General features: G+C 67.1%; 7 protein-coding genes. All 7 read right to left on the bottom strand.

Annotated elements, in window-relative coordinates:
- Positions 1 to 320: 320 nt before the first annotated feature.
- Positions 321 to 1,817 carry a sulfatase-like hydrolase/transferase gene (locus ACG2DA_RS18850; protein WP_395257692.1) on the bottom strand — a complete coding sequence of 499 codons (1,497 nt, stop codon included), beginning with the start codon at positions 1,815 to 1,817 and terminating at the stop codon, positions 321 to 323.
- A gap of 76 nt (positions 1,818 to 1,893) precedes the next feature.
- A complete protein-coding gene (locus ACG2DA_RS18845; RefSeq protein WP_395257690.1) occupies positions 1,894 to 3,078 on the bottom strand; it encodes a DUF6786 family protein in 1,185 nt (394 codons plus the stop codon).
- A gap of 70 nt (positions 3,079 to 3,148) precedes the next feature.
- Complete coding sequence (locus ACG2DA_RS18840) at positions 3,149 to 4,123, bottom strand: family 43 glycosylhydrolase (protein ID WP_395257688.1); 975 nt, start codon at positions 4,121 to 4,123, stop codon at positions 3,149 to 3,151.
- Positions 4,124 to 4,203: 80 nt separating this feature from the next.
- Positions 4,204 to 7,230, bottom strand: coding sequence for a sulfatase-like hydrolase/transferase (locus ACG2DA_RS18835; RefSeq protein ID WP_395257686.1), 3,027 nt, complete (start codon positions 7,228 to 7,230; stop codon positions 4,204 to 4,206).
- Between the two features lie 122 nt (positions 7,231 to 7,352).
- A complete protein-coding gene (locus tag ACG2DA_RS18830) occupies positions 7,353 to 8,330 on the bottom strand; it encodes a hypothetical protein (protein WP_395257684.1) in 978 nt (325 codons plus the stop codon).
- 162 nt (positions 8,331 to 8,492) lie between these two features.
- Positions 8,493 to 9,524 carry an aldo/keto reductase gene (locus ACG2DA_RS18825; protein WP_395257682.1) on the bottom strand — a complete coding sequence of 344 codons (1,032 nt, stop codon included), beginning with the start codon at positions 9,522 to 9,524 and terminating at the stop codon, positions 8,493 to 8,495.
- A 45-nt stretch (positions 9,525 to 9,569) separates the two neighbouring features.
- Positions 9,570 to 11,264, bottom strand: coding sequence for a sodium:solute symporter (locus tag ACG2DA_RS18820; protein ID WP_395257694.1), 1,695 nt, complete (start codon positions 11,262 to 11,264; stop codon positions 9,570 to 9,572).
- Positions 11,265 to 11,288: the final 24 nt, after the last annotated feature.

Genomic DNA, 11,288 nt, shown 5'->3' with positions numbered 1-11,288 from the left:
CGCCGGCGCCGCAGAAGGCCGTGGTCGACGTCGCGTGCAGGACGACGATCAGTAAGAGAAGGGAGACGTGCATCGGGACGATCCGTTCCTGCATTGCTGGCCCCGTTCAATCCTGTCGTCGCTGGAGAACTTGAATCATAGCAACCGGACCTGGCGGCCAGGTGCGGGAGCGATCCGGCACCGTCTCCCTCCGCGGCCGTCCGATCGATGCGGGACGTGTCGACGTGTCGGGCGCCGAAACGACCGGGGGCGCCGTCGTCCTGATCGTCGGTGACGATGGGGACGAGGTTCGGCGTCTCGGGCGTCGCCCGCGGCGCTCCTTACCCAGGCGAGGCGGCGGTCGCCGCGGGACCGGACGGCTTCGGGACCTCGGGAGCGGCCTTCGGGACCTGCGGCTCATCCGGCGACCGTGCCGACGCCGGTGCGAGCGGCTGCGGATCCTCCACGAAGCCCGCGGGCCGGTCGTCCTCCGCGACGTCCTGTTCGAACGCTTTTAGGCGCTCGAGGAGGCGCCGGACGACGTGGGGGCGGACCTCGACGAGATTCCGCGTCTCGCCGACGTCGCTGTCGAGGTCGTAAAGCTGCGTGGGGCGTCCGCCGGCGACGTGGAGCTTCCATTTCCCGGACCGCACGGCGTTGAGGGAGTTGTCCCGGTAGTAAAAGAAGGCCTCGTGGGGCGTGCCCGACACTCCGAGCAGCGTGGGCCAAACGTCCTTGCCGTCGATGGTGCGATCGGTCGGGATCGACGCGTCGGCCAGCTTGGCGAACGTCGGGAGCAGGTCCATGGCGGTGATGATCTCGTCGTTCACCTCGCCGGCCGGAATCTTGCCGGGCCAGCGGATCACCGTCGGCTCGCGCATTCCGCCCTCGAAGGTGCTGCCCTTCCGACCGCGGAGCGGGTCGGCCTTGCCGATCGCCGGGCCGTTGTCCGAGGTGAACAGGACGACGGTGTCTTCGTCGATCCCGTTCCTTTTTAACGCGTCGAGGATCTGTCCCACGGACCAATCGATCTCGCTGATCGCAGGCCGGAACAGCTTTCTGCGCGTGCCGTAATCGACCTTTCGTTCCCGGTTCAGCTTGTTCTTGACCGCGTCCGGGACGTCCTCCATGAACGGCGGAGAGACGTGCAGCGGCGCGTGGGGGATCGGGTGCGGGACGTAAAGAAAGAACGGCTCGTCCTTGTTCTCGTCGATGAAACTGACGGCCCGCTCGGTGATGCGCCGCGTCAAATAGTCGGCGTCGGGGTCGGTCTCGACCACCGTCTCGTCGTCCAGCAGGGGCAGGGGGGGGAACTCAAAGTGGGCCTGCCGGGGGTGGAACGGGTGGATGTCGTGGCTGTAGGGGATCCCGAAAAACTCGTCGAAGCCCTGCCGGGTGGGGAGGAACTCCGGCTGATCGCCCAGGTGCCATTTCCCGAACATGCCGGTGCGATAACCGGCCGACTTCAAAACTTCGGCGATCGTGACCTCGGCCGGGTTCAACCCTTTCTCGTCCCCGGCGAGCAGCACCGCGAAGTCCGACCCGTACGCCATATTGATGCGGCGGGGATAACAGCCGGTCATCAACCCGGCCCGGGAGGGCGTGCACAGCGGCGCGGCCGCGTAGAAGCTCGTCAGCTTCGTTCCCTCGGCGGCCATCCGGTCGATCCGGGGCGTGCTGACGTGCTGACCGCCGAAACAACTCAGGTCGGCGTATCCCTGATCGTCCGTGAAGATCACGACGAAGTTCGGACGGTCGGCGGCAGCGACGGAGCCGCCCAGCCCGGCGAGAAACGCCGCGGACAGCAGGGCCGAGCGGGTTGTGGAGAGAGAACGCATAGGGTGTCAGCGGGGCGAGCGGTCGGACGCGGCCGGAGACGTTCCGGCCGCGTCCGGCGGCGAGGTGATCTCTGGATTAAAACGCGGCCTCGATCTCGTCCAGGCCGACGCCGAGGAGGCGCCGCGCCAGCGGATCGAGCGCCTCTTTCGAGCCCTGAAGGTGATACGTCCGCTGAACGTGCTTCATCGTCTCGCCGGGCTGGAGCGCGGCCGCGGGAGACGAAGTTTCCAGTTCGTAAAACGGCCCCAACGGGTCGGCTCCCGGTTCGGGGGCGCCGTCGTTATAGGCGTTGATCACGTCCCCGGCGTAGGGGTCGTCCTGCATCTCCCACATCGAATTGACGAACCCGTGCGGCGCCTCCTGGACATTGTAGGTGACGAGGGTAAGCGCCCGCCCGGCGGCGTCGTAGCTGCCGGCGATCCCCTTCGAACGCTGCGGCGTGACGCCGATCTTGCCGCGGCGCGTGCCGTCGCCGCGGAAGAACAATCGCCCCTCTTCGACCCGCAGGTATTCCGGCGGCACCTTGCCGAAATAGGCGTCGCGGACCTTCGGGCCGAGCGTCGCGTCGTCGCCCTCCTTGAAGGGGATCACGACGGTCGTTTCCGGCGACGGGTTGTACATGCCGAGAATCCAGATCGAAAGCAGGCCGGTTTCCGGCTTCCAGGCGTCGGAACCTATGTTGGTGATGCGGTTGTCCGTTTCGTACGCCACCGTCCGCAGTCCCTCCGGGAGTTTTACGCCCAGCAGGTCCGAGGCCTCCCGTTCGTCCAGCAGCTTGACGGTGCGCTCGACGCCCACCTTGAACCTCGCGCCGCTGTAGTTGATCAGCTCCGTCTCGTGCTCGAACTTCGCCGACGCTTCGGTGCGTTCGACCAGTTCGAACGGTTCGGTGTCGATCGCCGGCGGCGTGGTCCAGTCGGAGAACTCGAACTGCGTTCCCGGCTGGAAGAACAGTGCGAATTGCCCGCCTTCCGGTCCGAGCCAGAACCGCTCTTCACCGCCGAAGATATAGATGTGTTCTTCGAGCTGGCCCCGCTCCTCGTCGTCCGAGAGGATTCCTTTCTCGACGACCGGGCGGTTGATCCAGCCGAAGCTGGGGCCGGCCTCGCGGTCGAAGGCGCTGGTCATCACGCGGCCTTGGTAAGCGGGGGCCACCGCGACCGCCGCGTCGCCCTCTTTCAGCAGCACGACCTCCGTGTGCTTTCTCAAGAAGGCGACGTCGTCGGCGAACTTTTCGTTCGCCGAGGCCCGCCCGGACATCAGACACAACGCGGCGCCGACCGTTCCCAATCCCGTTACGAGGCGCGTCAGAGACGTTTTCAAAAGCATCCTAATTCTCCTCCGTCACATCGAATCGTTGCAGGTACGGCAGGTTTCCGGCGCCCTCCCCCGCGGCCGCGCCGATCTCGACCCCCCACTCGGGGATCTCGCCGCGGCCGCTTTGGGTGAACGCCTCGGGGCGGTAGGCGCCGCCGGCCCACGGGCCGTCGATCACGTCGTGCGTCTTCGAGAAACGCACCCCGTCCTCGGCGTAGAGGACCGAATTCGTGATCTCATCCGGCCCCGTCGTGCCGATCATCGCGGCCACGCCCGACCCCTGGGGCCAGACGAGCACTTCATGATTGCCGGGGACGACCGGGTTGGCCGGGTGCTTCACGTAAGGGCCCTGCGGGCAGTCCGCGATCGCCAGCCCCATCTTGGTTTGCCCGGGCCCCTTGCCCGACTGGCGGCCCTTATAGTAGAGCCAGTATCGGTCGTCGCGGACGATGAGGCTGGCGTCGTCGACCAGATGGCTGTCGAAGTCGTTCGGGTCGTCGCTGTTCGTCAACACGGGATTGTCGGCGAGACGCTCCCAGGGCCCGTCGGGCGAATCCGCGACCGCGACCCCGATTTTCGAGTCGGGATTGAACCCACGACCGTACTCCCGGGAGGTGCCGGTATAAAAGAGCCAGTAGCGGTCCTCCGCGACGAGGATGTTGGGCGTGAAGACGCTGGCCCCGTCCCAACTCCCCGCCTCGCCCTTCGCGAGCGCCATGCCTTGTTCCGTCCACACGCGACCGTCCTTCGAGGTCGCGTACCACACGGTCGCATCGTACCCCGAGGAGATCGTCCCCTTCGAGTACCACACGTAATAGAGACCGTCGACCTGAATCACGTCGCTCGGGTCGCGACGCATGACGCCCGGTTCCGCGCCGATGCCTTCCAGCGGCGATCGCGCGACCGCGACCGTCCCGATCGCCGGTTCGTCGGCGTGGGCGGCGAGCGCCGTGACGGCCGCCGTCGCGAGTAGAAGGAGCGACTTCATAGCAGGTTCTTCATAGCGAGTTCCGGTCGCGTTTGCTCGATCGGGACGGGGCGGGGGCGGTACGACGTGAACGGAGCGAGCTACCGCTCCTGCGGATCCTCAAGATCGATCTCCCGTTGATCCGAACCGGTCGTGCGCACGTCTCCGAGTTCGGCCCGGATCGCGTCGGCCTGTTTCTGAAGACGCGCCACCACCTCGGGACGCTGCGCGGCGACGTCGTGCCGCTCCCGCACGTCCTGCTCAAGGTTGTAGAGTTTTGGCTGATCCAACGTCACGAAGCCCTTGGTGGGGTCCCGCTTTTTAGACCAGAACGGCTGATCCCGCGGGGTCCGGGGCAGATGCAGTTTCCAGTCGCCCTCGCGCACCGCCTGCAGGTTCGTGCCGTTGTAATAGTAGAGGAACTTGTGGGGCGACCTGGTCTCCTCGCCGAGCAGAACGGGGAGGATGTTTTTGCCGTCGATCGTGCGATCGTTCGGCTGCTCCACGCCGGCCAGTTCGCAGAACAGCGGCAACAGGTCCATGCTGGAAACGGTCGTGTCGGAGACCTGTCCGGCGGGGATCCTGCCGGGCCAGCGGACGATGGCGGGGACGCGGTGTCCGCCTTCCATCGTACAATATTTCCCGCCGGCGAGTCCGCCGGTCGATCCGAAGCGGGTCGGGCCGTTGTCCGAGGTGAAGACGACGACCGTGTCGTCGTCCACGCCGGCGTCTCGCAGGGCCCGCATCACGCGGCCCGTACTGTGATCCAACTCTTTAATGAAGTCCCCGTACTTGCCTTTCCTCGAGGCGCCGACGAATTCCTCGCGCGGCTTCAGCGGGGAGTGCACGATGTGGTGCGAGAAGTAGATGAAGAACGGTTGATCCTTACGCCGCTCGATGAAGCGGACGACCTCGTCCGTGTACCGCTTCGTCAGTTCGGTCAGCGGCACGTCCCGTTCTTCGACCTGCTTTCCGCGGAACAGCGTATTGTAATCCGGTCCGCGTCCCGACGAATAGTTGCTGGGGATGCCGAGATGTTCGTCGAAGCCGGCGTCGATCGGGTGGGACCCTTCGACGTCCATGCCCAAGTGCCACTTGCCGACCATCAGCGAGCGGTAACCGGCCGGCCCCAGCAACTCGGGGATGGTAATCTCCTCCGGCGAGAACCCGTAGTTGCTGTATTTCGGTTCGGACTCGTGCCGGGCGACGGGCATGCCGCAGCGCATCGGGTAGCGGCCCGACAGCAGCGCCGCCCGCGAGGGACTGCACACGTTGGCCGGCACGAAGAAGTCCGTGCTGCGGAACCCCTCCGCGGCCAGGGCGTCGATGTGCGGGGTCTCCACGCCGGTCGGCCCGTAGCAACTCAAATCGCCGTACCCTAGGTCATCGGCAAAGATGACGACGACGTTCGGCTTCGACGCGTCCGCACGAGCCGCGCCGTTTCGGGCCGGCGCAACCCGCGCCGCCGGCGTCGCCGCCGGCGCGGCCTCCCCCCGCGCGTCCTTTTGGGGGGCTTCGGCCGGGGCGCTTCCCCCGTCCTTCTGCGCCGTCTCCTTCGTCGCTTCCGGGGAGCGCCAGGCGTTCAGCCGGGCCTGCATCTCTTTCACGACCTGCGGAGACTTCCGGTACAGGTTGGTGGTTTGGGACGGGTCGGCTTCCAAGTCGTACAGCTGCGCGGGCGGGGCGTCCTTTTTGATGCGGCCGTCCCGGATGTCGCTGTTGACGTCGCCGGCGAACTCCACGGCCGCCGGCCCGCCCCAGGCGTGGTGGTGGGGTCGGGAGCCGGTGAACCCGCCGCTGCCCTGCGCGTCGATATACATCCACTTGCCCCGGCGGAGTGCGAGGTTCCTGGGCTTGTGGGGCATGAGCGCCAACTCCGTCCGCAGCGGCTCCTCGGGGTCGCCCGTCAGGGCGGGCAGGAGGTTGACGCTATCTTTACCCTCCGGAAGCTCGTCGCTCTGGCCGGTGAGAGCCATGAAGGTGGCCAGCAGGTCGACCTGACCGATCAGTTGATCGGACTCCGTGCCGGGTTCGATCCGGCCCGGCCACCGGGCGATGAACGGGACGCGGTGGCCGCCCTCCCAGGCGCCGAATTTAAATCCGAGCAGGTCGCCGTTGATCTCGTGCCCGGCTTTGAAGGCGTCGCGCCCGGCGCGGTTCAACATGCCGCCGTTGTCGCTGGTGAAAATGACCAGCGTGTCGTCGCTCAGGCCGTTGTCCTCCAGGCTTCGCAGCACCTCGCCGACCATCCAGTCCAGCTCGTGCACGAAGTCGCCGTACAGCCCGCACTGGCTGGTGCCCTTAAACCGAGGCGCCGGGGTGAAGGGGTGGTGAATGTTGGGCGTCGGGAAGTACAGGAAGAACGGCCGTTCTCTATTCTCCGTGATAAATTCGACGGCCTTCTCGGTCAGCAGGGTTCCCGTCTTCTCGTCGTCGTAAATCCGGTGCGCTTCGAGGGCGCCGCCGAATCGGTTGGGGCTTTTGCGGGACGCCTCCTCGGGGAAGGTGGGCGTGGGGGAGGGCGGTTTGCCGCCGTAGACCAGCGGGTCGTCCGGGTCGTAGCCGACGATCGTGTCGTTCTCGACGTACACGAACGGGCTGCCGCTGTTTACCAGCGGGACGCCGAAGTAGTAATCGAAACCGAGGTCCTGCGGCCCGGGTCGCAGGGGCGGCTGCCAGTCGTTCGCGCCCCGCCCGAACCCGAGGTGCCATTTTCCGAGGCAAGCGGTCGCGTAGCCTTCGTTCTTGAACGCCTTCCCGATCGTCAGGGCGTCGGTGTCGATGATCAGTTCGTGGTTCGTCGGTAGCGGCCCCCACACGCCCCGGCCGCCCATCGCCCGGAGGGGGTATTCGCCCGTGAGCAACGCGTATCGCGACGGCGTGCAGACGGCGGAGGCGGAATGCGCGTCCGTGAACCGCCGCCCCTCGGCCGCGAGCCGATCAATATTCGGGGTTTGAAGCTTCGTCGCGCCGTAGCAACCCAGGTCGCCGTAACCGAGGTCGTCGGCGAAAATCAGCACGACGTTGGGCGGCCGCTCCGCCGCGTCGGACGGCCGTTCCTCCGCGAAGGCCGTACAGGGGGCCAGTAGGAATAGGCTCAACGCCCGGACAAGAAAATTCGATCGCATGCGTCTCGATGTGTGAAGTTCGGGCGCTTCAAGGCGTTCCGCGGAGCGTTCCCGGCCGCTCGCAATCTATGTGGTTCGAGCAAACGGCTGTGCACGGCCCGATGCGCAGCCGTTCGACGGCCCTACTTCATCGGCGGGCCGGGCAACGGTTCGCCGTCGGTCGTGAGGATCTGGAAGTGGTGGATGCCGACCTTCCGGTCGTCCGTGTGCGTCCACACGACCTCTTTCTCGGGGGTCACCTCGAACAGCTTGGGGGCCTTCACGTCCTTCCGGCCGGCGGCGTAGCTGGTGACGACGACGTTCCCGTTCGGCAACACCTGACCGCCGCACGGGTCCTGCAGCCACGGGCCGGGCAGGTCGTCGTTGCTCAACATCCACACGACGTTCCCGTCCGCGTCGAAGTCCATCACGCGGTTGCCGTTCGTGCAGCACACCAGCGTGCGGCCGTCGCCGTGGCGGATCGCGGTGAACGGCCAGGTGTGCACGGACCGGTCCTCGTCGCCGGGGAGGGTCGTGTCGAACCGCTTCAGCACGCGGCCCTCGGCGTCGTACTGCACGACGGCGAAGTCGAGCAGGTGCGGGACGAGGTACGTCCCGTCCGCCAATTTGCGCGCCATGCGGGTCTGGAGGTGGTGGTTCTTCGTCTGACAGACGAGGGGGAACTCGACGAGGACCGTCCCGTCGCGTTCGATCTCCAGCAGCCGCGGTTGATTGCCGGCCTCGGTGAGCACGATCGTGCCGGCCTCCGTCGGCTGGGCGGCGTTGACCTCGGACTGCGTCCCCTTCCAGAGGACCGTCTCCGTTCCGTCCGGCGCGACCTCCACGACCGCCCCGGCCGGGTACTTCTTGGACCGGCTCAGCGTGAGCAGGAGCGTCCCGTCGGGGAGCTGGTACCCGTCGCGGGTGCTCGCCGGGTAAACCGGCGACGTTTCGCCGGACTCGTCGACGCGATAAGTCGTCTTCCCGAAGGCGAGAAAGCTGTGCGTGGGCTCGGGATCCGCGGCGGCGGCCGAACCGGCCGCGAACAGGGCGCAGACCGCGGCGGCGAACGCCCCACGCGTGACGGGGCGGAGGGGGGAGGATTCTGCGCGACGTGTCATGGCGTGTCTTTCGCGGCGGGGCGGCGGGATTTAAACGGAGATGGGAGGCGGCGGAGACCGATCTCGAAGAAGCGGGCGCGGCGCCAACCGCCCGCTTTGACGCCGGCGGCCTTGATATGGCTCGCGAAGTGCGAGACGCGCGTCGTCTGGGCGGTCGTCAACTTATTCTTTCTGCTGATCGAGACGGCCGACCTGGACGGCCGAGCCCATGTTGGCGATCCCCGGCCCGAAATAGTCTTTGCCGAAGGGCAGGATCATCGGTTCCTCGTACGGCCGACGGGGCACCAGGGCGGCGATCTCGTCCAGCCGGGCGCGGACGTCCGCCGGCAGCGGGCCCTTCTCCACCGCGGCGACGGCGGCGTCGAGGTGCTCGACCGTTTTGCAGCCGATCGGGATCGTCGTCACGTCCGGGTCGCCGACCGCGAACCGCAGGCACAACTCCGCCGGCCCGATCCCCGACTCGTCCAAAAGTTGATAATAAGCGAGGAATTGACGGCGGCGGTCCTCGGCGAGCCAGACAGGCTTCGCGGCGAGTTCGTCGTCGGCCCGCTTCGTCAGGAACCCCTGGCCGAGCACCGAAGCGAGCGCCACCCCCATGTCCCGCTCGACCGCGGCCGGGATGACCGTGTCGCGGGCCTCCCGGAACAGGGCGTTGTAATTGAACGCGGTGAGGACCACGTCGAATCGGTCGCTTTCCACCAGTGACGTCAATTCCGTTACCGTGGTGCCCGCCAGCCCGGCGAAGCGGATCGTCCCGGCCGCCTTCAATTCGTCGATTAGTTCCAGCGCCGGGCCTTCGAGCGGGTCGTAACTCGTCCACCACGGGTACTGCTGCGGACGGTCCGGCTCGTGCACCATCAGCACGTCGATCGTCTCCCGACCCAGCAGCCGCAGGCTCTCCTCCACCGACGCCCGCAAGGCGTTCTTATCTCGCGCGTCGAACGGCTGCGGCCGGCCGCCCAGCTTCGTGGTGACGACCAGCGGTGCGTCCAGGCCCCTGATCGCCCGCCCCACGGTCGCCTCGCTGTCGGCATAGGCGGGGGCGGTGTCGATCGCATTGATGCCGTAATCGACGGCCCGCCGCATGATCCGGGCCGTCTCCTCCTCCCCGCCGGCGAGCGACGACGTATAGAGTCCGCCGACCGACAGCAGACTGACGGAGAGGTCGGTGCGGCCGAGACGGCGCTGTTCCATAATCACGTTCCCTAGAAAATCTGAGCCGCGGCTTGAGGCGACGCGCTAACGGAACAGGGCGTACAGCACGACCATCACCGCCAGCAGCCCCGCCGAGAGCAATCGGGGGTCGCCCAGGCGGGTCCGGCCGGGGATCTTCAACGCCGCCAGCGGGGTGTCCCAGGCGAGGTCGGCCCCGACCGGCGTCCCGGCGTCCGCGCCCCCCGCCGTCGCGGGCGGCGGGTCCGGCCACAACAGGCTCAGCGCGGCGTGGACGATCATGCAGAGGACGCACAGGTCGAACGCCATCATCATGAACCCCCCGGGCAGTTGGTTCAGGGGCCCCTCCGGGAAGAGGGCGTTCGTGGCGAACACCGTCACGCCCAGCAGCGAACCGCCGATCAGCGTGGTCGCCGCCGCCCGGGAGCTGGCGCCCTTCCAGAACACGCCGAGCACCAGCACGGCGGTGATCGGCGGGGCGATGTGCGAGATAATGCTCGCCATCCCGTTAAAGATGCTTTCGAACAGGTTCAGCGCCGGCACCAACGCGATCGCCAACACCAACGCCGCCGCGGCCGAGACGCGTCCCGCCCGGACCAGCGCCCGGTCGTCAGTGTTCGGCCGGAACCGCTTGACCACGTCGTAGCTGACGAGGGTCGATATCGAGTTCAGGGCGCCGGACACGGTGCTCATCAACGCCGCCATCAGCGCCGCGACGATCACGCCGCGCAACCCCAGCGGCAATAATTCGGTGATCATGCCGGCGTAGACGCCTTTCGATTGCACCTCGCCGTCGACGACCAGCATCGACAGGTCCAACCGCCCGTCCTGATAAAGCGCGTACGCCAACAGCCCCGGCAGCACGAACAGGAACACGGGCAGGATCTTCAAAACCCCGGCGAAGATCGGCCCCTGCCGGGCGTGATCCTCGTCCTTGGCGCCGAGCACCCGCTGCACGATCGTCTGGTCCGCGCACCAATACCAGATCCCGAGCACCGGGTAACCCAGCAGGATCGCGTACCACGGCATCCCGTCCGGGTCGCCGTGCGGGCGGAGCATCGACAGCTTGTCCTCCTCCCCCTCCCGTTCCAGGATCGAGAGCAGGTTTTCCCACCCGTCCCACCCGCCGGGGGCGTCCGCGGGGCCGCCCAGGTTCCAGAAGGCCAAGCCGGTAATGATCGCGGCGCCGACCAGCAGCACGACGGTCTGGATCGACTCCGTCACCACGACCGCCAACAGCCCGCCGACGATCGTATACAGCCCCGTGAGCGCACACAGCACGACGATGCTGGCCATCATCGGGATCCCCAGCAGTTCCTCCAGAATAATCCCGCCGGTCAGCAGCGCGAACGCGATATGAATCACGACCGCCGTCAGCACGGAGACGAACGCCAGCACGTCGCGACAGATGCGGTTATAACGACGTTCCAGGAAGTCCGGCAGCGTGGCGATGCCGGAGCGGATATAGAACGGGGCGAAGAACAGCCCCAGCAGAACCAGCGTGAAGCCGGCCATCCACTCGAAGTTGCCGTTCAACAGGCCGGTGTCGAAGCCGTTCTGGGCGAGGCTGACGAGGTGCAGCGTCGAGATATTGGTGGCGAACAGCGCCAGCCCGATGCTCGCCCAGCCGAGACTCTTGCCGGCGAGGAAGTACTCGCTCGCCGCGCCCTGCCGCTTCTTGTGTCGCCACCCCGCGAGCAGCCCGATCGCGACGATGCCCACCAGATAAACCGCGGCGACGATGAGGTCGACGCCGCCCAGATAGACGCGGGCGCCGGCGCCGGC

The sequence above is a fragment of the Alienimonas sp. DA493 genome, assembly GCF_043951915.1.
Classification (GTDB): Bacteria; Planctomycetota; Planctomycetia; order Planctomycetales; family Planctomycetaceae; genus Alienimonas.
This window is presented reverse-complemented; position numbering and strand designations above follow the sequence as displayed.

Excerpts from the sequence above, each read along its gene's own strand:
- ACG2DA_RS18850 (WP_395257692.1), bottom strand. The coding sequence starts at position 1,817 with ATGCGTTCTCTCTCCACAACCCGCTCGGCCCTGCTGTCCGCGGCGTTT.
- ACG2DA_RS18845 (WP_395257690.1), bottom strand. The coding sequence starts at position 3,078 with ATGTCCGGGCGGGCCTCGGCGAACGAAAAGTTCGCCGACGACGTCGCC.
- ACG2DA_RS18840 (WP_395257688.1), bottom strand. The coding sequence starts at position 4,123 with ATGAAGTCGCTCCTTCTACTCGCGACGGCGGCCGTCACGGCGCTCGCC.
- ACG2DA_RS18835 (WP_395257686.1), bottom strand. The coding sequence starts at position 7,230 with ATGCGATCGAATTTTCTTGTCCGGGCGTTGAGCCTATTCCTACTGGCC.
- ACG2DA_RS18830 (WP_395257684.1), bottom strand. The coding sequence starts at position 8,330 with ATGACACGTCGCGCAGAATCCTCCCCCCTCCGCCCCGTCACGCGTGGG.
- ACG2DA_RS18825 (WP_395257682.1), bottom strand. The coding sequence starts at position 9,524 with ATGGAACAGCGCCGTCTCGGCCGCACCGACCTCTCCGTCAGTCTGCTG.